The organism is Serratia sp. YWN4, from assembly GCF_055790845.1.
In genome coordinates, this window is the sequence record NZ_CM147696.1 from 4805754 (window position 1) to 4829748 (window position 23995).

The 23995-nt window shown below is 54.9% G+C and carries 21 protein-coding genes; 19 read left to right on the top strand and 2 right to left on the bottom strand.

The features are described from left to right. Nucleotides 1–226: 226 nt before the first annotated feature. From pepA to ACX9GT_RS22190, 5 genes are all read left to right on the top strand, one after another. Nucleotides 227–1738 (top strand): leucyl aminopeptidase, encoded by a 1512-nt coding sequence (gene pepA, locus ACX9GT_RS22170; RefSeq protein WP_473188741.1) that lies wholly within the window; start codon nucleotides 227–229, stop codon nucleotides 1736–1738. A gap of 202 nt (nucleotides 1739–1940) precedes the next feature. Beyond that, a complete protein-coding gene (locus ACX9GT_RS22175) occupies nucleotides 1941–2390 on the top strand; it encodes a DNA polymerase III subunit chi (protein WP_473188742.1) in 450 nt (149 codons plus the stop codon). Nucleotides 2391–2403: 13 nt separating this feature from the next. Then, the gene (locus ACX9GT_RS22180; protein ID WP_473188743.1) at nucleotides 2404–5280 is read left to right on the top strand and encodes a valine--tRNA ligase; all 2877 of its coding nucleotides are present in this window, start codon (nucleotides 2404–2406) and stop codon (nucleotides 5278–5280) included. Nucleotides 5281–5463: 183 nt separating this feature from the next. Then, nucleotides 5464–5967, top strand: coding sequence for a GNAT family N-acetyltransferase (locus ACX9GT_RS22185; RefSeq protein WP_473188744.1), 504 nt, complete (start codon nucleotides 5464–5466; stop codon nucleotides 5965–5967). A gap of 224 nt (nucleotides 5968–6191) precedes the next feature. Further along, on the top strand, nucleotides 6192–7799 hold the full coding sequence (locus tag ACX9GT_RS22190; RefSeq protein ID WP_473188745.1) for a GMC family oxidoreductase: 1608 nt from the start codon (nucleotides 6192–6194) through the stop codon (nucleotides 7797–7799). Nucleotides 7800–7868: 69 nt separating this feature from the next. On the opposite strand, the gene miaE is transcribed toward ACX9GT_RS22190, so the two are convergent. Both miaE and rraB read right to left on the bottom strand, forming a co-directional pair. Then, the gene (gene miaE / locus ACX9GT_RS22195) at nucleotides 7869–8630 is read right to left on the bottom strand and encodes a tRNA isopentenyl-2-thiomethyl-A-37 hydroxylase MiaE (RefSeq protein WP_473188746.1); all 762 of its coding nucleotides are present in this window, start codon (nucleotides 8628–8630) and stop codon (nucleotides 7869–7871) included. A 47-nt stretch (nucleotides 8631–8677) separates the two neighbouring features. Beyond that, nucleotides 8678–9106: a ribonuclease E inhibitor RraB gene (gene rraB, locus ACX9GT_RS22200; RefSeq protein WP_473188747.1), complete on the bottom strand. Its 429-nt coding sequence runs from the start codon at nucleotides 9104–9106 to the stop codon at nucleotides 8678–8680. Between the two features lie 162 nt (nucleotides 9107–9268). Here rraB and argF point away from each other — a divergent pair, with 162 nt between their 5' ends. The 14 genes from argF to ACX9GT_RS22270 all read left to right on the top strand — a co-directional run bounded on the left by argF (nucleotide 9269) and on the right by ACX9GT_RS22270 (nucleotide 23983). After that, nucleotides 9269–10288: an ornithine carbamoyltransferase gene (argF, locus tag ACX9GT_RS22205; RefSeq protein WP_473188748.1), complete on the top strand. Its 1020-nt coding sequence runs from the start codon at nucleotides 9269–9271 to the stop codon at nucleotides 10286–10288. Between the two features lie 227 nt (nucleotides 10289–10515). Then, complete coding sequence (locus ACX9GT_RS22210; protein ID WP_473188749.1) at nucleotides 10516–12084, top strand: ABC transporter substrate-binding protein; 1569 nt, start codon at nucleotides 10516–10518, stop codon at nucleotides 12082–12084. Between the two features lie 11 nt (nucleotides 12085–12095). After that, on the top strand, nucleotides 12096–13151 hold the full coding sequence (locus tag ACX9GT_RS22215; RefSeq protein ID WP_473188750.1) for an ABC transporter permease: 1056 nt from the start codon (nucleotides 12096–12098) through the stop codon (nucleotides 13149–13151). A gap of 8 nt (nucleotides 13152–13159) precedes the next feature. Next, a complete protein-coding gene (locus ACX9GT_RS22220; protein WP_473191667.1) occupies nucleotides 13160–13969 on the top strand; it encodes an ABC transporter permease in 810 nt (269 codons plus the stop codon). Further along, nucleotides 13962–14798, top strand: a complete 837-nt coding sequence (locus ACX9GT_RS22225) for an ABC transporter ATP-binding protein (protein ID WP_473188751.1) — start codon at nucleotides 13962–13964, stop codon at nucleotides 14796–14798. Before ACX9GT_RS22220 ends, ACX9GT_RS22225 begins: the two co-directional genes overlap by 8 nt. After that, nucleotides 14785–15507, top strand: coding sequence for an ABC transporter ATP-binding protein (locus ACX9GT_RS22230; RefSeq protein WP_473188752.1), 723 nt, complete (start codon nucleotides 14785–14787; stop codon nucleotides 15505–15507). The genes ACX9GT_RS22225 and ACX9GT_RS22230 overlap by 14 nt, the downstream gene beginning before the upstream one ends. A gap of 428 nt (nucleotides 15508–15935) precedes the next feature. Continuing rightward, nucleotides 15936–16871, top strand: a complete 936-nt coding sequence (pyrB, locus tag ACX9GT_RS22235) for an aspartate carbamoyltransferase (protein WP_473188753.1) — start codon at nucleotides 15936–15938, stop codon at nucleotides 16869–16871. A 12-nt stretch (nucleotides 16872–16883) separates the two neighbouring features. Next, on the top strand, nucleotides 16884–17348 hold the full coding sequence (gene pyrI, locus ACX9GT_RS22240; RefSeq protein ID WP_473188754.1) for an aspartate carbamoyltransferase regulatory subunit: 465 nt from the start codon (nucleotides 16884–16886) through the stop codon (nucleotides 17346–17348). An 85-nt stretch (nucleotides 17349–17433) separates the two neighbouring features. Next, the gene (gene ridA / locus ACX9GT_RS22245) at nucleotides 17434–17820 is read left to right on the top strand and encodes a 2-iminobutanoate/2-iminopropanoate deaminase (RefSeq protein WP_473188755.1); all 387 of its coding nucleotides are present in this window, start codon (nucleotides 17434–17436) and stop codon (nucleotides 17818–17820) included. Between the two features lie 587 nt (nucleotides 17821–18407). After that, nucleotides 18408–18929 (top strand): fimbrial protein, encoded by a 522-nt coding sequence (locus tag ACX9GT_RS22250; protein WP_473188756.1) that lies wholly within the window; start codon nucleotides 18408–18410, stop codon nucleotides 18927–18929. Between the two features lie 152 nt (nucleotides 18930–19081). Beyond that, nucleotides 19082–19525, top strand: a complete 444-nt coding sequence (locus tag ACX9GT_RS22255) for a fimbrial protein (RefSeq protein WP_473188757.1) — start codon at nucleotides 19082–19084, stop codon at nucleotides 19523–19525. A gap of 71 nt (nucleotides 19526–19596) precedes the next feature. After that, nucleotides 19597–22077 carry a fimbria/pilus outer membrane usher protein gene (locus ACX9GT_RS22260; protein ID WP_473188758.1) on the top strand — a complete coding sequence of 827 codons (2481 nt, stop codon included), beginning with the start codon at nucleotides 19597–19599 and terminating at the stop codon, nucleotides 22075–22077. Nucleotides 22078–22089: 12 nt separating this feature from the next. Beyond that, nucleotides 22090–22809, top strand: coding sequence for a fimbrial biogenesis chaperone (locus ACX9GT_RS22265; RefSeq protein WP_473188759.1), 720 nt, complete (start codon nucleotides 22090–22092; stop codon nucleotides 22807–22809). 25 nt (nucleotides 22810–22834) lie between these two features. After that, complete coding sequence (locus tag ACX9GT_RS22270) at nucleotides 22835–23983, top strand: fimbrial protein (protein WP_473188760.1); 1149 nt, start codon at nucleotides 22835–22837, stop codon at nucleotides 23981–23983. Nucleotides 23984–23995 lie beyond the last annotated feature (12 nt).

Genomic DNA, 23995 nt, shown 5'->3' on the forward strand with positions numbered 1-23995 from the left:
GCTAATCCGCCATTTTTTGTCATCATGTGGCAACCTTCACAGCTAAAATAGTATTAGAACATCAAGCCGTTTGGGTGCCTTATAGGAACAACCCTATAGTCGCCAAAACAGAACATTTACGCAGTTCAGGTTAACATACTCAGTTAACTCAATGACGGCAGCGCGTTACGAAGTGGGTCATTCTAGCCGTAGCTACCGCCGTTGTCTTTAAGATTCAGGAGAGTGCATGGAGTTCAGTGTAAAAAGCGGTAGCCCGGAAAAACAGCGTAGCGCCTGTATTGTCGTCGGTGTTTTCGAACCGCGCCGCCTGTCACCTATCGCAGAACAACTCGACAAAATCAGTGATGGTTATATCAGCGCATTGCTGCGCCGTGGCGAACTGGAAGGCAAAGTCGGGCAGACGTTACTGCTGCACCATGTGCCGAACATTCTCTCCGAACGCATCCTGTTAATCGGCTGTGGCAAAGAGCGCGAGCTCGATGAACGCCAATACAAACAGGTGATTCAGAAAACCATCAATACCCTTAACGACACCGGTTCCATGGAGGCCGTCTGCTTCCTGACCGAACTGCACGTCAAAGGCCGTAACACCTACTGGAAGGTGCGCCAGGCGGTAGAAACTGCCAAAGAAACGCTCTACACCTTCGATCAACTGAAAAGCAACAAAGTGGAGCCGCGCCGCCCGCTGCGTAAAATGGTGTTCAACGTGCCAACGCGCCGCGAACTCACCAGCGGCGAACGTGCCATCCAGCACGGTCTGGCTGTCGCTTCCGGCATCAAAGCTGCCAAAGATCTCGGCAATATGCCACCGAATATCTGTAACGCCGGGTATCTGGCATCGCAGGCGCGTCAGTTGGCGGATGCGTTCAGCACCCACATCACCACCCGCGTCATCGGCGAACAGCAGATGAAAGAGCTGGGGATGAACGCCTATCTGGCGGTTGGGGCCGGTTCGCAAAACGAATCATTGATGTCCGTGATGGAATATAAAGGTAATCCCAACCCCGACGCTAAGCCGATCGTGCTGGTGGGCAAAGGGCTGACCTTTGATTCCGGCGGTATCTCGATCAAACCGGCCGACGGCATGGACGAGATGAAGTACGACATGTGTGGCGCCGCCACGGTGTATGGCGTGATGCGTGTGGTGGCGGAACTGAATCTGCCGCTGAACGTGATCGGCGTGCTGGCGGGTTGTGAAAACATGCCGGGTGGCCGCGCTTATCGTCCGGGTGATGTGTTGACCACCATGTCCGGCCAAACGGTTGAAGTGCTGAACACCGACGCCGAAGGCCGCCTGGTGCTGTGCGATACCCTCACCTATGTGGAGCGTTTCGAACCGGAGCTGGTGATTGATATCGCCACCCTGACCGGTGCCTGCGTGATCGCGCTCGGCCACCACCTCACCGGTTTAATGTCGAACCATAATCCGCTGGCACACGAACTGATCGGCGCTTCCGAGCAATCCGGCGACCGTGCGTGGCGCTTGCCGCTGGCAGACGAGTACTACGAACAACTGGATTCCAACTTTGCCGATATGGCAAACATTGGTGGCCGTCCTGGCGGGGCTATCACCGCAGCGTGCTTCCTGTCGCGCTTTACCCGCAAATACAGTTGGGCACACCTGGATATTGCTGGCACCGCCTGGCGCTCCGGCAAAACCAAAGGGGCGACCGGTCGACCGGTGGCGCTGCTGGCGCAGTTTTTGCTCAATCGGGCAGGTCTGAACGGCGACGATTAAATACCCGTCATAATTCAGGTATAATCATCAAGGGCACAGCACGCTGTGCCCTTACATTTTTTACAGGCACCCGACTTATACCCAATAGCTTTCGAGTTGCAGCAAGGCGGCAACCGAAGGAATCCCCAGGCGCTTACACGAGTCAGTGACTGGGGTGAGGGAGGGCAGCCAACACAGCTGCGGCTTGAAAGATGAAGGGTATATGAAACAGGCAACGTTCTACCTCCTTGAACACCCAGACCCCGCTGGCGCACTTAGCGCACACGAGGCGGTGGCCTGCGCCGTTGCTGCTGAACGTTGGCGCACAGGCAAGCGGGTGCTGATCGCCTGTGAAAGCCAAGAGCAGGCCCAGCGGCTGGACGAAGCGCTGTGGCAGCGCGAGCCGCACCAATTTGTGCCGCACAACCTCGCGGGTGAAGGGCCGAACTACGGCGCACCGGTCGAGCTGTGCTGGCCCGGCAAACGCGGCAATGCCCCACGCGATCTGCTGATCGCCCTGCTGCCGCAGTTTGCAGATTTTGCTACTGCTTTCCATGAAGTGGTAGACTTCGTTCCTTACGAAGACACCTTGAAACAGTTGGCGCGCGAACGTTACAAAGCCTATCGCAGCGTCGGCTTCCATTTGACCACGGCTACGCCGCCAACTTACTGAACAACGAAGCACAATGGAAAAGACAAACAGTCATCTCGATACCGCCTACGACCCAACACAGATCGAACAGAAGCTTTACGACCACTGGGAAAGTCAGGGTTATTTCAAACCGAATGGCGATACCAGCCAGGAAAGTTTCTGCATCATGATCCCACCGCCGAACGTCACCGGCAGCCTGCATATGGGCCACGCGTTCCAGCAGACCATCATGGACACCATGATCCGCTACCAGCGTATGCAGGGTAAAAACACCCTGTGGCAGGCCGGTACCGACCATGCTGGGATCGCCACGCAGATGGTGGTTGAGCGTAAGATCGCCGCAGAAGAAGGCAAAACCCGCCACGATTATGGCCGCGATGCCTTTATCGACAAGATCTGGCAGTGGAAGGCTGAGTCCGGCGGTACCATCACCCGCCAGATGCGCCGCCTCGGCAACTCGGTGGATTGGGAGCGCGAACGCTTCACCATGGACGATGGTCTGTCCAACGCGGTGAAAGAGGTGTTTGTCCGCCTGTATAAAGAAGACCTGATCTACCGTGGCAAGCGCCTGGTGAACTGGGATCCGAAGCTGCGCACCGCCATTTCCGATCTGGAAGTGGAAAACCGTGAATCCAAAGGCTCCATGTGGCACCTGCGTTACCCGCTGGCCGACGGCGCAACCACCGCCGAAGGTAAAGATTACCTGGTGGTGGCTACCACCCGTCCGGAAACCGTGCTGGGTGATACCGGCGTGGCGGTCAACCCGGAAGATCCGCGTTACAAAGACCTGATTGGCAAAGAGCTCATTCTGCCATTGGTGAACCGCCGCATCCGTATTCTGGGTGACGAACATGCCGATATGGAAAAAGGCACCGGCTGCGTGAAGATCACCCCGGCGCACGATTTCAACGACTATGAAGTGGGTAAACGCCACGGCCTGCCGATGATCAACATTCTGACTTTCGACGGCGATATCCGCCAGGAAGCGGAAGTGTTCGATACCCTAGGCGAAGCCAGCACGGCCTACAGCAGCGAAATCCCGGCCGAGTTCCGTGGCCTGGAGCGTTTTGCCGCGCGTAAAGCCGTGGTGGCCGCCTTTGATCAACTCGGCCTGCTGGACGAAATCAAACCACACGATCTGACCGTGCCTTACGGCGACCGTGGCGGCGTGGTGATCGAACCGATGCTCACCGACCAATGGTACGTGCGCACCGCGCCGCTGGCGAAAGTGGCGGTAGAAGCGGTTGAACAGGGCGAAATCCAGTTCGTACCGAAGCAGTACGAAAACATGTACTTCAGCTGGATGCGCGACATTCAGGACTGGTGTATCTCGCGCCAACTGTGGTGGGGCCACCGTATCCCGGCCTGGTACGATGCTAATGGCAACGTTTACGTGGGCCGTACCGAAGAAGAAGTGCGCAGCGAAAACCACCTGGGTGCAGACATCGCGCTTAACCAGGATGAAGACGTGCTGGATACCTGGTTCTCCTCCGGCCTGTGGACCTTCTCCACCCTGGGTTGGCCAGAGCAGACCGCAGCGCTGAAAACCTTCCACCCCACCAGCGTGATGGTCAGCGGCTTCGACATCATTTTCTTCTGGATTGCCCGCATGATCATGCTGACCATGCACTTCATCAAAGATGAAAGCGGCAAACCGCAGGTACCGTTCAAAACTGTGTATATGACCGGCCTGATCCGCGACGACGAAGGGCAGAAGATGTCCAAGTCGAAAGGCAACGTGATCGACCCGCTGGATATGGTGGACGGCATCTCGCTGGAAGATCTGCTGGAAAAACGCACCGGCAACATGATGCAGCCGCAGTTGGCAGAGAAGATCCGCAAACGTACCGAGAAACAGTTCCCGAACGGCATTGAGCCGCACGGCACCGACGCCCTGCGCTTCACCCTGGCGGCGCTGGCTTCTACCGGCCGTGATATCAACTGGGACATGAAGCGCCTGGAAGGCTACCGCAACTTCTGTAACAAGCTGTGGAACGCCAGCCGCTTTGTGCTGATGAACACCGAAGAGCACGACTGTGGCTTCAACGGCGGCGAGATGCAGCTTTCGCTGGCCGATCGCTGGATCCTGGCAGAATTCAACCGCACGGTGAAAGCCTACCGCGAAGCGCTGGATACCTATCGCTTCGACATCGCTGCCGGCATCCTGTATGAATTCACCTGGAACCAGTTCTGCGACTGGTATCTGGAACTGGCCAAGCCGGTGGTCAGCAACGGCAGCGAAGCGGAACAGCGCGGCACGCGCCATACGCTGATCACGGTGCTGGAAGCCTTGCTGCGCCTGGCGCATCCGATCATTCCGTTTATCACCGAAACCATCTGGCAGCGCGTGAAAACCCTGACCGGCGAAACCGCAGACACTATCATGCTGCAACCCTTCCCGGCTTACGACGCCGCGCTGGAAGATCAACAGGCGTTGAACGATCTGGAGTGGATCAAGCAGGCGATCACTGCGGTGCGTAACATCCGTGCCGAGATGAACATCGCGCCAAGCAAAATGCTGGAAGTGTTGCTGCGTAACGCCAACGGCGATGCTCAGCGCCGCGTGCAGGAAAACCAGAGCTTTATCGAAAAACTGGCGCGATTGGAATCCATCACCCTGCTGCCTGCTGGCGATAAAGGCCCGGTATCGGTCACCAAACTGGTGGAAGGTGCAGAACTGCTGATCCCGATGGCAGGCTTTATCGATAAAGACGCAGAGATCGCGCGCCTGACGAAAGAGATGGGCAAACTGGACGCAGAAATCGCTGCTATCGGAGGCAAGCTGTCTAATGAAGGCTTTGTGGCCCGTGCACCGGAAGCGGTCGTCGCCAAAGAGCGCGAGCGCCTGGCCGCCTGTCAGGAAAGCAAAGTGAAGCTGCAAGAACAGCAGGCGACCATCGCCGCGCTGTAACTGCCGCCTGCATAGCCAAGCAAACCGATTAAAAACAGCGGGTGTTCTCCCCGCTGTTTTTTTATCACCATTGCCAAGGGTCGGCCTTAGGTGTTATTACAAAGTATGATTAATACGGTGCATTTCGTAATAACAACAAAATTCCGTCACCTTCCAGGGTTTCTCTCAATGGCGAGTATAAATATGACCACAGCAACCCCAGTGCGTCTTCTGGTGCGCCCAATAACGGCTGAAGATAATGCCGCTATTGCTCACGTCATTCGCGCAGTCTCCGCCGAGCACGGCTTGACGGCGGATAAAGGCTACACCGTTTCCGACCCCAATCTGGACGCGTTATACCCGATCTACAGCCAGCCACGCAGCGCCTACTGGGTGGTTGAGCTAGACGGTCAGATTGCTGGCGGCGGCGGCATTGCGCCACTGCAAGGCGGCGAAGCCGACGTTTGCGAATTGCAGAAAATGTATTTCCTGCCGGAATTACGCGGCAAAGGCTTGGCAAAACGTTTGGCGTTACAGGCGCTAGAGTTTGGCCGCCAACAGGGGTTCCGCCGCTGTTATTTAGAAACCACCGCCACTCTGCAACAGGCGATCGGCCTGTATGAGCATCTCGGTTTCGAGCATATCAATCACGCCATGGGCTGTACCGGCCACGGCGACTGCGAAGTCACCATGCTGAAAACGCTTTAATCCCCAGGGGCTTGGCGCTTGCAAAGCCCCTTCCCACAGATTATTAACATCAACATTATTTAATGACCTATCCGGCGTTTTTATATTTCAAACAGATAAATTTTCTCTTAAATCGATAATGTAAAATTATTGTGATATTCGTTAATAAATTAACGATCACAAATTGACCACCATTCCTGCTGCGCTACTCTGCAATAACCAGCCATCACGCACAGGAAGCAGTCATGTCGGAAAATACTTTTGATTACATCATTGTCGGCGCAGGCTCAGCGGGCTGCGTGCTGGCAGCGCAGTTGATTCGCCGTACTCAGGCGCGTGTTCTGCTGCTGGAAGCCGGTGGCGACGACAATAATCTGTTTATCAAGATGCCCGCCGGTGTCGCCAAGATCATCGCCAAAAAAAGCTGGCCGTATGAAACCGAGCCAGAACCCCATGCCAACAACCGCCGTATGCAGATCGCCCAGGGCAAAGTGCTGGGTGGCAGCAGCTCGGTGAACGGCATGATCTACATCCGTGGCCAACAACAGGATTACGACGATTGGGCCAAAAAGTTCGGCTGCACCGGCTGGGGTTATCAGGATGTGTTGCCCTATTTTAAACGTGCCGAGGCCAACGAAAGCCTATCTGATGGCTATCACGGCAGTGACGGGTTGCTGCAGGTCAGCGAAAACCGCTATCGGCACCCGCTCAGCATGGCGTTTATCCGCGCAGGCCAGGAGCTAAATCTGCCCTACCGCAACGACTTCAACGGCGAAAGCCAGCACGGCGTCGGTTTCTACCAGACCACCACCCACAAGGGCGAGCGCGCCAGCACCGCACGCACCTACCTGAAAGCGGTGCGTGATAACTCACGGCTGGTGGTGAAGCTCAATGCGCTGGTACACCGCGTCACTCTCGAAAACAACGTAGCGACCGGCGTGATTTACAGCCAGAACGGCGGCAGTGAAATCACTGCGCGGGCGAGTCAAGAAGTGATCCTCAGCGCTGGCGCGGTCGGCTCACCGAAGATCCTGATGCTGTCCGGCATCGGCCCGCGTGCGCATCTGGAACAGTTGGGGATTACGCCCTTGGCGGATCTGCCGGTGGGCAAGAACTTCCACGATCATCTGCATATGTCGATCAACGTCAGCATGCGCGAGCCTGTCAGTTTGTTCGGTGCCGATCGCGGTTTGCAGGCACTGCGCCACGGTGCCGAGTGGATGGCGTTTCGCAGTGGCGTGCTGAGTTCTAACGTGCTCGAAGGTGCCGCCTTCACCGACAGCCTCGGCGATGGTCGGCCAGACGTGCAGATCCACTTTCTGCCGCTGCTGGACAGTTGGGACGACGTACCCGGTGAACCGCTGCCCGCGATCCACGGCATGACGCTGAAAGTCGGCTATCTACAGCCCAAAGCCCGCGGCCAAGTGCAACTGCGCAGCCGCAACCCAAGCGACCCGGTCAAACTACAGGCCAACTACCTCGGTCACCCGGACGATCTGGCTGGCAGCCTACGTGCGGTGAAATTTGGCCTGCGTTTCTTAGAAACCGCCGCCCTTAAACCGCTGATTAAAGATTTGCTGATGCCGCAACCACAGTGGACCAACGACGAAGCGCAGATGGAAGAATTTGTGCGTAACTTCTGCAAGACGGTCTATCACCCGGTAGGCAGTTGCCGCATGGGCCAGCACAGCGCAGACTCGGTGACCGATCTGCAACTGCGGGTACATGGCTTTGAACGCCTGCGGGTGGTGGACAGCTCGGTGATGCCGCAGGTCACCAGCGGCAACACCAACGCCCCGACCATTATGCTGGCGGAAAGGGCGGTGGATTTGATTTTGGGCACCGCAGAGTAAAAACGTAGATCTGTAGTATGGACAGCTCCCTCTCCTTACCTACCGGAGAGGGTTAATTTGGAGAAAACATCACCCCACCGGCACACCGCTATGAAAGCGGAACTCGTTATCAGGCGACTGGATCAACTCGGCTTCAATGCGGCCAAAATGCGCCACGCGCTCGCTGATATCACCCTCGGCAATCTGCTGCGCCAGCGTCAGGTAATCCTGATAATGGCGCGCCTCGGAACGCAGCAATGAAACGTAGAACCGGTTGAGTTCATCGTCCAGAAATGGTGCCAGCTTGGCGAAGCGTTCACAGGAACGGGCCTCAATATAAGCGCCGCAGATCAGCTTGTCGATCAAGGTAGCCGGATCGTGAGTGCGCACTTCACGGATCATGCCTTTGGCATAGCGGCTGGCGGTGATCTTTTTATACGGGATCTGCCGCGTCTGCATGATCTCCAGCACCTGCGAGAAGTGATGCAGCTCTTCCTTAATCAGCAGCACCATTTTATCCACCAGATCCTGCCCGTAGGCCGAACCGTTTTTTGGCAGGATCTTCTTGGTGAAAGCGCTCTGGCGGAATAACGCCTCCGGCACGCCCTGCTCCTCGTGCACAAAGGCTTCGTAAGGCTTCAGCAGTGCCAGTAACGCATCACCGCTCTCTTTGTCCGCTACATAGCGGCGGATCAGCCACATACCGGTTTGTGCGGCTTTCAGTTCGCAAACCATATGGTCGGTCAGCAACAGCGGCAGGTTTTCCGGGCGGCGCGCAGCGTCAATCCAGCCATCTGGGGTTTCACAGTGCAGGAAGTTCAGAATTGGGGTTAATAGAGAATGGTATGTCATTTGAGCTTATACAAGAACAAGGGCCGGGGATCCGGCCCTCGGATTAATTAGTGGCGCTTACCGTCGTCGTCTTCATCGATAAACTCGCCGTCTTCGTCGTCATCCTCACCGTCTTCACCGTTCGGATCTTCATAGTAAGTGCCCCAACCGTCGTAGTTAACGCCGCATTTTTCTGCCAGCGCCACCAGTTGCTCCACCTGGCTGTCGATCAGTTCAGCATTCAGCGCCACTTCGCTGATCACGTCACAGCACATCACCAGTGAACCATCTTCCACTTCCAGCTCTTCGGCATCGGTCACTTCGTAGCCCAGCTTAAAGGCTTCAACCGCGGCCTTCTCCAGCACTTCAAACTTTTCGGCAGAGAAATGGTGCTCAATGGTGTAGAGCGCATCCGGATCGCTGCCGTCATCCAGCAGTTCTTCGATGATCAGGCGGGTTTCTTCACGTTGTTCTTCCAGCAATTCGCGGTTTGCCATGCCTCTATCCTCAATAAAATGGCTTTCAATACTTCTATTTTCACACACCAATGTCACAGCTGCCATGATAAACGTGAAAGATTTCTCCCTCGGGGTTGAAATTGAATATTCATACATATAAAGTGAATTTTAATTCAATTGAAACGTTAGGGATATACGGAGATGAGACAGATGAACCCCTTTTATAGTCGTCACTTTTTGAGGTTAATGGATTTTACCCCTGCCGAGATCCAGTCTCTGCTGCAACTGGCTGCCGATTTAAAACAGGCCAAAAAGCAAGGCCAGGAAACCCGCTACCTGCAAGGCAAAAACATCGCGCTCATCTTCGAAAAAGACTCAACCCGTACCCGATGCTCTTTCGAAGTTGCCGCATTCGATCAGGGGGCGCAGGTCACCTATCTTGGCCCCAGTGGCAGCCAGATCGGCCATAAAGAATCGATGAAAGACACCGCCCGCGTGCTGGGCCGCATGTACGACGGTATTCAGTATCGCGGTTTTGGTCAGCACCTGGTGGAAACGCTGGCAAACCATGCCGGGGTGCCGGTGTGGAACGGTTTGACCAACGAATTCCACCCCACCCAACTGCTGGCAGACTTGCTCACCGTGCGTGAACACTTGCCGAGCAAACCGCTGAGCGAAGTGAAGTTCGCCTACATTGGCGACGCGCATAACAATATGGGCAATACCCTGCTGGAAGCTGCCGCGTTGGTGGGGATGGATCTGCGCCTGGTGGCGCCAAAAGCCTGCTGGCCGCACGCGGAACTGGTAGCAGAATGCCAGGCACTGGCGCAGCAGACCGGCGGTAAAATCACGTTGACGGAAGATATCGCCGAAGGAGTGAAAGGCGCTGACTTCTTGTATACCGACGTTTGGGTCTCAATGGGCGAGCCGAAAGAGGTGTGGCAGGAACGTATCGCCCTGTTGAAGCCTTACCAAGTGAACATGGCGATGGTCAAGCTGACCGGCAACCCGCAGGTGAAATTCCTGCACTGCCTGCCCGCGTTCCACGACGATCAAACGACGTTGGGCAAGCAGATGGCAGAGCAGTACGGCCTGCATGGCGGTATGGAAGTCACCAACGAGGTATTCGAATCCGCACACAGCGTGGTGTTCGATCAGGCAGAAAACCGCCTGCACACCATTAAAGCGGTGATGGTCGCCACGCTGAGCAAAGCGCTATAGCCCAGAGCAACACGCTCTAAAACCCCTTCAAATAGAGGGGGTTTATCTGGTAAACCCTCCCCACGCGTCATATAGTCTTTTTCGTCATATCAAATAACCGATTGGCCTTTGCCTGCTTTTTACGAACGTTCTACCGTGGCATCTCGGCGGCGGAAATGCCGTAAAAAAATCAACGATAACAACCTCTTCTCCGTTCTGGTTGACCAGTACAATCAAGGGATACGTCTATGAAAGCCAAAGCCTTACCGTTGTTTATTCTCGCCGCACTTTCCGGAGCCGCATTCGCCGCCACGCCGCCCAATACGCTGGTGGTCGTCCAGTCGCTGGATGATATCGTCAGCCTCGATCCGGCAGAAGCCAACGAGCTTTCCAGCATCCAGACCGTGCCAAGCCTGTATCAACGGCTGGTGCAGGCCGATCGCGACAACCCGGCCAAGGTGATCCCGGTGCTAGCAGAAAGCTGGCAGGATGACGCCGCCGCCAAAACCCTGACGGTTAAACTACGCCCGCAGGCGGTGTTCTCCTCTGGTAACCCGCTGACCGCCGACGACGTGATTTTCTCCTATCAGCGCGCGGTGAAGATGAATAAATCACCGGCGTTTATCCTTAACGTGCTCGGCTGGCAGCCGGACAATATCGCGACGCAGTTGAAGAAGATCGACGATCATACCGTGCAACTGAGCTGGACGGCAGACGTCAGCCCGGCGGTAGCACTGAATATTCTCTCAACGCCGATCGCGTCGATCGTCGACAGCAAAGCGGTGCAATCCAACGTGAAAGGCGACGACTTCGGCAATGCCTGGCTGAAAATGCATTCCGCCGGTAGCGGCCCGTTCAAGATGCGGGTTTATCAGCCGCATCAGGCGATCGTGCTGGACGCCAACCCCACCTCGCCGGGCGATAAGCCGCTGCTCAGCAATATCATCATCAAAAACGTGCCAGACCCAAGTGCGCGCCGCCTGCTGATCCAGCAAGGCGATGCCGACGTGGCACGTGAGTTGGGCCCGGATCAGACCGCCGCGCTGAAAAACCAGCAGGGCGTAAAAGTGCTGGAAATCCCCTCTGCCGAGCAAAACTACCTGGTGTTTAATGCCGGTAATCAGGCTAATCCACTGCTGAATAACCCGGCGTTCTGGGAGGCCGCACGCTATCTGGTGGATTATCAGGGCATCACTAAAGATCTGCTGAAAGGGCAATACTTCGTGCACCAAAGCTTCCTGCCGGTCGGCTTGCCGGGCGCGCTAGAGGATAACCCGTTCAGTTTCGATCCGGCCAAAGCCAAGGCGATCCTGCAAAAAGCCGGGATCGCTAACGCCAGCCTGACGCTGGACGTAGAAAACAAACCACCGTTTATCACCATTGCCCAATCGTTGCAGGCCAGCTTTGCCCAGGGCGGCGTGAAGCTCGATCTGCTGCCCGCGGCGGGCAGCCAGGTGTATGCCCGCGTGCGTGCCAAGCAGCATCAGGCGGCGATCCGCCTGTGGATCCCGGATTATTTCGATGCGCACTCCAATGCCAGCGCCTTTGCCTATAACGACGGTAAAAGCAGCACGGTGGCCTGGTTTAATGGCTGGCAAATCCCTCAGTTGACGAAAGAAACTCTGGCGGCGGTGGCAGAAGCCGATCCAGCCAAGCGCAGCGCGCTGTATACCGCCATGCAGCAGGAGCTGCAACGCAGTTCGCCTTATGTGTTTATCGATCAGGCCAAAACGCAGGTGGTGCTGCGCGATAACGTGAAGGGCTATCAACAGGGCCTGAATGCGGATATGGTTTACTACGATCGCGTCAGCAAATAATCAGGATTGTCATGTCGGTAGCAATAAAAACCACGCCGGGGAGCTTTTCCCGGCGTCATATTTGGGGGTTGGCCCAGAGCCTGCTTACGCTGGCGCTGACCCTGTTCGGCCTGCTGTTGATCACCTTTCTGCTTTCGGCGCTGTCGCCGGTGGATCGGGTGTTGCAGATCGTCGGCGATCACGCCAGCGACGCCACTTATGAACAGGTAAAGCATCAGCTCGGGCTGGATCGCTCACTGCCGGTGCAGTTCTGGCACTATCTGGAGCGGCTGGCGCACGGCGATCTCGGCACCGCCAGCGCCACCGGCCAACCGGTGTTGCAGGATTTGCTGCACGCCTTCCCGGCTACCTTGGAACTGGCCACGTTGTCGTTGATGATTGGCGCGACGCTCGGCGTGCTGTTCGGCGTGCTCTGTGCCCGTTTTGCCGGTAGCAAGCTGGATATCTTCGTGCGTTTTATCACCCTGCTCGGCAACTCGGTGCCGATCTTCTGGCTGGGGCTGCTGATGTTGCTGCTGTTCTACGCCAAATTGCAGTGGAGCGCCGGGCCGGGGCGGCTGGACGATATCTACCAATACAGCGTAGAGAGCAAAACCGGCTTTGCGCTGATCGACACCTGGCTTTCTGGCGATGTTGGCGCGGTGCGCAATGCGCTGGCGCATCTGGTGCTGCCGGTCTGCCTGCTGGCTTATTACTCGTTGGCCAGCATCACCCGCCTGACGCGCTCGGCCTGCCTGAGTGAACTGAACAAAGAATACGTCACGCTGGCGCGCGCCAAAGGTGCCAGCGAGATGCGCATCATGCTGTGCCACGTGCTGCCGAATATCGGCGGTACGCTGCTGACGGTGATCGCTCTGTCTTACACCAGCATGCTGGAAGGCGCGGTGCTGACCGAAACGGTGTTCTCCTGGCCCGGCATCGGCCGTTACCTCACCACAGCGCTGTTTGCCGGTGATACCACTGCCATCATGGGTGGCACCCTGCTGATCGGCCTGTGCTTTGTGCTGATCAACACCTTTACCGATCTGCTGGTACGTGCGATCGACCCAAGGACGCGGCCAAGATGACGATCGCCATGCTCAAACGTTCCCCTTCCGCCACCAGCGGCGCGCTGATCCTGCTAGCGCTGGTGCTGATCGCCCTGTTCGCCCCTTGGCTGGCCCCGGTTGACCCTAACTGGCAGAACGCCGCCAACCGCCTGTTGCCACCGGGCGCAGATCACTGGCTCGGCACCGATGGCTATGGCCGCGATGTGCTTTCCCGCCTGATATACGGCACCCGGCCCACGCTCGGGCTAGTGCTGCTGGTGACGGTGATTACCCTGCCGCTCGGCCTGCTGATCGGCGTGCTTTCCGGCTATTACGGCGGCTGGCTGGAGCGCATATTGATGCGCTTTACCGACGTGGTGATGTCGATGCCACGGCTGATCCTGGCCTTCGCCTTTGTAGCGATGCTCGGGCCAGGGTTGGTCAACGGCGCATTGGCGCTGGCGCTCACCACCTGGCCAGCCTATGCGCGTCAGGCGCGAGCCGAAATCCAGTTGCTGCGTAAAAGCGACTATCTGGCCGCCGCCGAAATGATGGGCATTCAGGGGCCACGCCTGCTGTGGGGCCATATTCTGCCAATGTGCCTGCCTTCGGCGGTGGTGCGGCTGGCGCTCGATCTGGCCGGAATTATTCTCGCTGCTGCCGGGCTGGGTTTTCTCGGTTTGGGTGCGCGGCCACCGATGGCCGAATGGGGCTCGATGGTGGCCGACGGGATGCAGGTGATCTTCGATCAATGGTGGATCGCCGCGATCCCCGGCTGTGCGATCCTGATCAGCAGCCTGGCGTTTAACCTGCTGGGCGATGGCCTGCGCGACTTACTGGACCCGCATCATGACTGAGCCACTCTTGGTAGCACGCAATCTCTGCATCAACTTTAACGGCCACAAGGTGGTGGATAACCTTTCTCTGACGATTGGCCGCGAAAAGGTGGCATTGGTGGGGGAATCCGGCTCCGGCAAATCGATGACCGCCCGGGCGCTGATGGGGCTGGTGCGTAAACCGGGCATCGTCAGCGCCGATACCTTGCGCTATCGCCAAACCGATCTGCTGACGCTGAAACCGCGCCAGTGGAACGAGATACGCGGTGCCAAAATCGCCATGGTGTTGCAAGATCCGCGCTATGCGTTGAACCCGGTACGCAGCATCGGCAAGCAGATCGAAGAATCCCTGACGCTGCATCATTCTCTGACCCGCGCCGATCGCCATGAGCGGGTGTTGAATTCCCTAGCCGCCGTCGGTTTGCCGGAGAACATTTACCACAGCTATCCCGGCCAGCTTTCCGGCGGCATGGGCCAGCGTGCCATGCTGGCGATTGCGTTGGTTAACGATCCGCAACTGCTGATTGCCGATGAACCCACCTCGGCGCTGGATGCCCGGCTGCGTAATCAGATCCTCGATCTGATCGTCGAGCAAACCGAGCGGCGCAATATGGGCCTGCTGCTGATCAGCCACGATCTGCCGCTGGTGGCCGCGCGCTGCGATCGGGTGTTGGTGATGTATCAGGGCAAACTGGTGGATCAGGGCATCGCCGCCGACTTGCCGTTAGCCACCCACCCTTATACCCGCACGCTGTGGGCCTGCCGCCCGAGCGCCGCCACCTATGGCACGGAATTGCCGGTGCTGGATCGCCGCATCGATTTTACCCGGAGCGAACATGGCGCTGATTGAAATTGAAAACCTACAGGTCAGTTTCCCGCAGGGTAACGGCCAAAAAATCGCTGTGGAATCGGTGAGTTTTGCCGTCGAGGCCGGGGAAACCTTCAGCCTGATTGGTGCCTCCGGCTGCGGCAAATCCACCGTGCTGCGCGTGCTGGCTGGGCTGCAACGCGAATGGCGTGGCGAAGTGCGGCTGCTCGGCCAAGCCATTCAGCCATTGCAGCGCTTTACCGGCCAGCTGCGCCGCGAGGTACAGATGGTGTTTCAGGATCCTTACGCTTCGCTGCATCCACAACACAAGATTGGCCGCACTCTGGGGGAACCGCTAAAAATCCACGGTGAGAAACACATCCCGGCGCGCATCAATGAGGCCTTACAGCAGGTCGGTTTGAACGCAGCGATGGCCGAACGCTATCCGCACCAGCTTTCCGGCGGCCAGCGCCAGCGGGTGGCGATCGCCCGCGCCTTGCTGCTGCGGCCCAAGCTGTTACTGCTGGATGAACCCACTTCGGCGCTGGATATGTCGGTGCAGGCGGAGATCCTTAACCTGCTCAATCACCTGAAGCACGAGCATGGCATGACCTATCTGCTGGTCAGCCACGATGGCGAGGTGATCGCCCATATGTCTGAACGCGCCGCGCTGATGGAAAACGGCCATATTGTGCGCCATTTCAACCGGGGGGATTTGCAGGCGGGCAAGCATCATAGCGTGCAGAATTAAACGCTTATCTCCTTATTACTTGGGGTTCCTGCCTACCTGCAACTCCAAGTATTTTTGCTATATTCATCCGAAAAAAGTCCACACTCCTCGGCGACTTCGTTACAAAGCAGGATCCCTTCCTGATTCTGCCGCAGCTATTCTTCGCGTTTACGCTCAGCAGCCAATCGTTTGCGAAATGGCAAAAAGTGGTGTTTTAGCGCTTGCAGTGACGAAAAGCGCGAGTATAATGCGCGACAATTTGCCAGGAGAAAGCATGAAAAACGCCGCTTGTTTTGTTCGCGACCATCGACAAAACCGACTGCCCATCGGCAGCCAGCAGCCGTTGTTTCTCCTGTTGCATGATCCCATTATTCAAGCCCCTCATTGAGGGGCTTTTTTTTGCTTTAAGAACTGCCCCACGCCAAGGGCACGAGTCGAGGAGAGTGAACATGGCCAACCCGCTATATCGCAAAAACATCATCTCTATTAACGATCTCAGCCGCGAGGATCTGGAACTGGTGCTGCGCACCGCCGCCAGCCTGAAAGCCAATCCGCAACCGGAGTTGCTGAAACACAAGGTGATCGCCAGTTGCTTCTTTGAAGCGTCAACGCGCACCCGCCTGTCGTTTGAAAGCGCCATGCAGCGCCTGGGGGCGTCGGTGGTCGGCTTTTCTGACAGCACCAACACTTCCCTCGGCAAGAAAGGCGAAACGCTGGCCGATACCATCTCGGTGATCAGCACCTACGTGGATGCCATTGTGATGCGCCATCCACAGGAAGGCGCTGCGCGCCTGGCGGCAGAATTCGCTGGCGGTATCCCGGTATTGAATGCCGGTGACGGCTCCAACCAGCACCCTACCCAAACCCTGCTGGATCTGTTCACCATTCAAGAAACCCAGGGCCGCCTGAGCAACATCAACATCGCCATGGTGGGCGATCTGAAATATGGTCGCACCGTCCATTCGCTGGCCCAGGCGTTGGCCAAATACGACGGCAACCACTTCTTCTTTATCGCCCCGGAGGCGCTGGCCATGCCGGGCTACCTGCTGAAGATGCTGGAAGAAAAAGGCATCACCTACAGCCACCACAACAGCATTGAGGAAGTGGTGCCGGAGCTGGACATTCTGTACATGACCCGCGTGCAGAAAGAGCGTCTTGATCCTTCCGAATACGCCAACGTGAAGGCACAGTTTGTGCTGCGGGCAACAGACTTGGAAGGCGCTCGCGACAATATGAAAGTGCTGCACCCGCTGCCAAGAATTGATGAGATCACCACCGATGTGGATAAAACGCCGTACGCGCACTATTTCCAGCAGGCGGGCAACGGTATTTTCGCCCGGCAGGCGCTGTTGGCTCTGGTATTAAACGCAGATTTGGCTCTTTAAGGGGGAACCGTCATGACTCACGATAACAAACTCCAGGTTGAAGCGATCAAATGCGGCACGGTGATCGACCACATTCCAGCGCGTATCGGCTTTAAGCTGCTGTCGCTGTTCAAACTGACCGATACCGATCAGCGCATCACCATCGGGCTGAATCTGCCTTCGCGCGAATTGGGCCGCAAAGATCTGATCAAGATCGAGAATACTTTCCTGACCGAGCAGCAAGCCAACCAGTTGGCGATGTATGCGCCAAAGGCCACGGTCAACCGCATCGACAATTACGAGGTGGTGTTGAAGCTGAACCTCAGCCTGCCGGATCATATCGACGGCGTGCTGACCTGCCCGAACAGCAACTGTATCAGCCGCAGCGAGCCGGTGGCGTCCAGCTTCGGCGTGAAGTCCCGCGCAGGCGAAGTGTATCTGAAGTGCCGTTACTGCGAGAAAGAGTTCGAGCATCAGGTCGTGTTGCAGGCGGATTGATTCCCCAGGAGTGGCGCTGTTAATCTGGCGGCCACTCCCTATAATGGGGGTTCTGAAAAGAAACCCTCTAAGATCAGGAGAGAAAATGTCACGTAATATCAGCACTGAACTCGCGCCAGCCGCCATTGGGCCTTACGTACAGGGCGTTGACCTGGGCAGTATGATCATCACCTCCGGCCAGATCCCGGTGGATCCGAAAACCGGTGCAGTCGCCGATGACGTTGCCGCTCAGGCCCGCCAGTCACTGGAAAACGTCAAAGCGATCGTTGAAGCTGCCGGTCTGAAAGTGGGCGATATCGTTAAAACCACCGTTTTCATGAAAGATCTGAACGATTTCGCCACCGTTAACGCTACCTATGAAGCCTTCTTCACCGAACATCAGGCGTCATTCCCGGCCCGTTCCTGCGTGGAAGTGGCGCGTTTGCCAAAAGACGTGAAAATCGAGATCGAAGCCATCGCCGTTCGTCGCTAAGCCCCGCGCGATAGTTGATACGGCTAGCCTTGGCTGGCCGTTTTATTTTGTAGGCCTTGCATCATTTGATGTTTTCATTCCCCTCAATGCGCTGTGAATATATTTTCCATTTTATATCAACGACAGATAAATTTAATATTTAAATCCATCTAAAACCCCAAGAACAAACATTTAGTTCGGATAATTCTAACAACACAGATAATATAGTTTATCTATTCGGCATTACATAAGCACAAAACACCATAAAAACAATCAATAGCAGCCTGTTTGGCAGGCGTTACCGCATTGACTGCCAATTAAAAACCACGTAATCTTCAAATCCTGAATTAAACGAACGGAAATCACCGCATATTAAAAAGAGTATATATAGATTTTATTTTAATGTTAATCACCACACACTGCCATTAACAACGCAGTAAAGATTACAAGGAAGAATCCTAATTAAAATAGATTTTAACTCTGACGATAGCTCTAGTTCCAACGAGATAATTCACACCCAAGAATTATGATGTCAATGTGCCATTAATCACCATGGATCGTTGCATTATTTTACATTGTTTCAACCTAAAGAAAATAAAGGATTATTTATGTCTAATTTCAAAATGAACGTACTGGCCGCCGCATTGATTTCAGCTTCAGCATTTGCTGTACATGCTGCCGATCAAGGTTCAGGTACCGTCACCTTTACCGGTTCCATTATTGATGCGCCATGTTCAATTACTCCACAAAGTTCAGATCAGGTTGTTCCATTGGGTCAAGTCTCTGCTGCACTGCTGGCTAACCAGGGTACTTCTACACCGCAGACCTTCACTATCGATCTGGAAAAATGCGATGCCACCACGCTGAAGAACGTGTCCATCACCTTTAATGGCACCGCAGATGGTGACCTGCTTGGCATCGTTGGTGATGCACAAGGCGCAGGTATCGTGATCACCGACGGTAGCGGTACTACAATCAAGCTTGGCCAGGCTTCTACTGCACGCCTGCTGAGCGATGGTAACAACACTCTGCTGTTCTCTGCTTACCTGAAAGGTAAAAGCGCAACTCCAGACAGCGTGAAGCCGGGTTCATTCACCAGCATCGCCAACTTTACTCTGGCTTATCAGTAATTGTTGCCAAAGCATACGGTTTCGGCCGTATGCTTTATCACTAAACAATAATGGTGTTAAAGACAAGTATGTTGAGACCTCTGTTATTACTATTCTGCCTGATATCTTCCTCTACAACGTTAGCAGTACGGGAACAACATGGCCGGGTGAATATGAATGGGGTCATTGTTAATCCGGCTTGTAGCATCACCTCTGATAATGCTGAGCAAACCGTAGATTTAGGTGTTATTACTCAAGAAAAAATTGAACAGGCTGACACCCCAATCATATACCCCTTTACCATTAATTTAGTCAGCTGCATTTTAGCAACCGCGCAATCAGAAGGGGGCGCACAGCATACGTTCAGCCTGAAGTTTGATGGGCCAAGCGAGCCAGATAACACCTTATTCATTCTGGGTGAAGCGAGCCAAGGATTAGCGTTCGAAATCCACGATGAACAGGGTCGCGCGGTTATTCCAGGCGCAATGATGAAGATCAATGAGCAGGCTGCAGAAAATAAAAAACTAAATTACTCACTACATTTAGTTAAAACATCGCGACAGGTCAAACCTGGAACATTTCAAACAGCCGTGCATTTCACACTGGTGTATCAATAAATACCTTCATGAATGGATATTGACTATCGGTTCGTGAAAGAGCTAATCGAGCCATTTATATGAGCCATACAATGGATTGTGTCAAAACACTCTGCGTTACATTTGCGACATCATTGATGGGACTCAGTGGCGCTACGCATGCCATAGAATTCAACACCGATGTCTTGGATATCGAAGATAAGCAGAATATCGACTTATCACGATTTGCCACTTCTGGTTACGTGATGCCAGGGCAATACCCCTTGGTCATCAACATTAATCAGCATGGTTTACCTGAACAGACTGTCACTTTTCTTCCTCATGATGGTAAGCCAGACAGCAGCGAACCTTGCCTGACGGAAAATGTGGTGACTTTGTTTGGGATGAAACCCAATATCGCGGAAAAAGTCAGCTATTGGCATAACAATACCTGTGCAGACTTGAAAGCGCTTGATGGCATCACCACAAGGACCGATCTCGGGGCCGGTATCTTATATATCACCATCCCTCAGGCGTGGCTGGAATACAGCGATCAAAACTGGTTGCCCCCCTCGCGCTGGGATGATGGTATCCCCGGTCTGTTGCTGGACTATAACCTGAACAGCTTGGCCAGCAGACCCCAGCATGGCGCATCGATCAACAGTGCCAGCCTGAACGGCACGGCGGGAGCAAACCTGGGCCCATGGCGCTTGCGCGGCGATTATCAAGGTAATTACACCGACATTGGCGGCAGCAATAGCCAATCCCAACACAACTTTGACTGGAACCGGGTCTATCTGTTCCGTGCTATACGCTCGCTGGCGGCAACGTTAACGTTAGGGGAAAATTATTTCACCTCGGATATTTTTAACACTTTCCGCTATACCGGCCTGAGTCTGGCCAGTGACGAGCGTATGTTGCCACCCAATCTACGTGGTTATGCACCAGAGGTCAGTGGTATTGCCCGTACCAATGCCAAAGTCACGGTCAGCCAGCAAGGGCGGTTGCTGTACCAGACCACGGTGCCTTCCGGGCCGTTTCGCATTCAGGATTTGAGCAGTTCAGTGAACGGTTTGCTGGATGTTCGGGTAGAAGAACAGGATGGCAGCGTGCAGACCTTCCAGGTCAACACCGCCACCATTCCCTACCTGACCCGGCCAGGAGCAATACGTTACAAAACCGCCATCGGGCGGCCATCAAATTCTGGCCGTAACCTGGAAGGGCCATCGTTTGCCAGCGGCGAACTCTCCTGGGGCATGAGCAACAGTTGGTCACTGTACGGCGGCGGTATTGTTGCCGGTGATTACAACTCGCTGTCCATGGGGATTGGCCGCGATCTGTTCGCACTGGGAGCCCTTTCCGCCGATGTTACCCAATCCTGGGCGACGCATTTGCCGCAACAAGCGTCACTACAGGGGAAATCGTTCCGCCTTAACTATGCCAAACGCTTTGACCAGTTGGACAGTGAAATAGCCTTTGCGGGTTACCGCTTCTCGCAACGCCAGTTTATGACGATGGACCAATATCTCGATACCCGTTACCACGGCAATCACCGTGGCAATGACAAAGAGATGTACACCATTACGGCCAATAAAAACTTTTCTGATGCCCGGCTCAGCCTGTATCTCTCTTACAGCCATCAGACGTATTGGGATCAACAGGCTACAGACAATTACAGCCTCTCTCTCAACCATTATTTTGATGTGTTTGATATGAAAGATGTGGCAGCCAACCTGTCCGCTGGCCGTAGCAAAAATAATGGCGTGAATGACGACAGCATATTTCTGAGCTTTTCGATCCCACTCGGGGGCCAACAAAATATGACTTACAGCGGGCAACATAACCGGAGAGGTTATAACCAGACCGTCAGCTATATCAACAACAGCGGTCAGGACAGCAATTATCGTCTGAGCGCGGGGTTGAATAACCAGCAACAGGGCGGTGCCAAAGGTCAGTTCAGCGGCTTTTATAACCAGCGGAGCAGCATTGCTGAACTCAGCCTGAACAGCAGCTATGCCCAGGATAATTTCACCTCGTATGGCCTGGCGCTGAAAGGCGGAGCCACGCTGACGGCCAAAGGCGCTGCGCTGCATAGCAACAATATGAATGGCGGCACTCGCCTGATGGTCAATACCGACGGCATAGCCGGAGTGCCAATTGAAGGGCGCAGCCTCCGCTCCAATGCATTTGGTATCGCGGTGCTCAACGATGTCCCCAGCTATTACCGCACCGACACGCGGATCGATATCAACCAACTGGCTGAAGATGTTGAAGCCCGTCAGCCGGTTGTTGAGTCGGCCTTGACGGAAGGGGCCATCGGTTATCGTCACTTTAGCGTCGTTAAAGGCTTCAAAGCCATCGCAACACTGCGCCAGGCTGATGGCAGTTATCCGCCCTTCGGCAGCAGTGTGACAAACAGTAAGGGCCAGGAACTGGCGATCGTCAGTGATGATGGTTTCGCTTACCTGAGTGGTATTTCAGCTGGAGAGACGCTGGATATCACCTGGAATGGCAGCAAACAGTGCCAGGTCAATATACCAGAAAGAATACCGTCGCAGTCGCAGTTGCTACTGCCCTGCCACCCAATGAAATAGGTAAGTAAGAGTATGAAAATCACACAGAAAATCGCCTTGTTAACCGTGCTGTTCCTGGGGAGCCAGGCAGCCAATGCGGCTATCGCCCTGGATCGCACCCGGGTGATTTATGACGGGCAGAGTAAGTCGGTCAGCCTGAATATCAGTAATGAGAATAAAGAGTTGCCTTATCTGGCTCAGGCCTGGATTGAGAATGCCCAGCATCAGAAAGTCACTACGCCGCTGGTCGTCACTCCGCCGGTACAACGACTGGAGCCCGGCGGTAAAAGTGCCGTGCGCATCGCTGCCTCACCGGAAGCCATGGCTCTGCCTCAGGATCGTGAGTCGCTGTTCTATTTCAACCTGCGTGAAATTCCTCCTCGCAGCGAGAAAGGCAACGTGATGCAGATCGCGTTGCAAACACAAATCAAACTGTTTTACCGGCCGCAGGCGATTGCCCCTAAAAAAGGTGAAATCTGGCAGGAACAAGTGAAACTGCAAAAAACGGCGCAAGGTTACCAGATTGAAAACCCAACCCCTTATTACCTGACCGTTATTGGGTTGGCAGAGAAAAATAGCACCAAAGCTGATGACAATTTTCAGCCATTGATGATCGCCCCTAAATCCAGCGGTGAATTGAAATCGAACCATTTCAGCCAGCCCACCTTGACTTACGTTAATGATTACGGTGGCCGACCGGTGCTGAATTTCAGCTGTAACGCAGGTAATTGCCACGTAGTAAAACCGGCATAAATGGCGATTGCCAGGGAGAAGAGACATGAAAAGGGATAGGTTTATCCATAGCCTGCGGAAAATAGCCCTGATGGCGGGAGCTGTATGCGTAGCGTCGTATAGCCTGCCAGGTATGGCAGTTATCGTTGCGAATAGTTGCGCCGCAGGAACCATGAGCGCTGGCCCTTACGTAGTGCAACCGTTGCCTACTACGTTAACCAACGGGACCGTACTGGCTTACCGCGTTTTAACCACCACCTTTAAATATAACAAAACCGGTAACACGGCAGATACCTTGATCACCGGGAGCTGGTATCAACAAGGGAACTACAACAGTACCTATAATACCGTGCCCGTGAGTAGTACGAGTAGCGCGACGAATCTCCTGCCAGGCGTTGGTTTCCGTATGTCTAATATCGGCAGTTCGCCAGGTGGGTTTACTAATACCACTATCTTCAACAAACTCAACATACGAACGGTCTCAACCGCAGGCAACAATCTTACTGCCACAGATTACTGGCTACAGGAACTGGTGGTGACTAATGCTGCAACCTACGCGGGAGGGCAGATCAACAGCCTCGGCACCGCGGGCGTCTCCATAGCCTTTGGTAACCAAAAAGCCTGGGATGACCAAAATCTCTCCGCAGGTGCCAGTCGTTGTATTAACTATCAAGCATTTATAGGAACAAGCGCCTTAGCGCCAGAAGGCGGGGGAGCCGCGGTTATTCCTCCATTACCTGTGCCCAAAAACCCGACCTGCGATTTAGGCGGCACCAATATCGTTGTGCCTTTACCGGATGTGGACAGCTCCACCCTCAAAAACAGCGGCGATATGAGTGGCAGCAAGTCGTTTTCAATCCCGTTGGGTAACTGCGGGAAAGATGCCAAACCCTATATCACGTTTACCGACAGCAATAACAAAGCCAATCGTTCTACAACGTTGGGATTAGCGGCGGCAAGTACCGCCACCGGCGTAGGGATCGTGATTGAAAGAAGTGGCGGCAATTTAGTGCAGTTTGGCGCACAGAACACCAGTGTCAGCGGCAGCAACGTCGGGCAGTTCTTAGTCGGCACCTCATCGGCAGACGGCAGTTCAATTCCACTGAATTTAACGGCTAAATATATTCGTACCAATGCCGCGCTGAAAGCGGGCGAGGTAAAAGCGGATGCTATTTTCACCATCGCTTACCCTTGAAGTTTCGGCGGT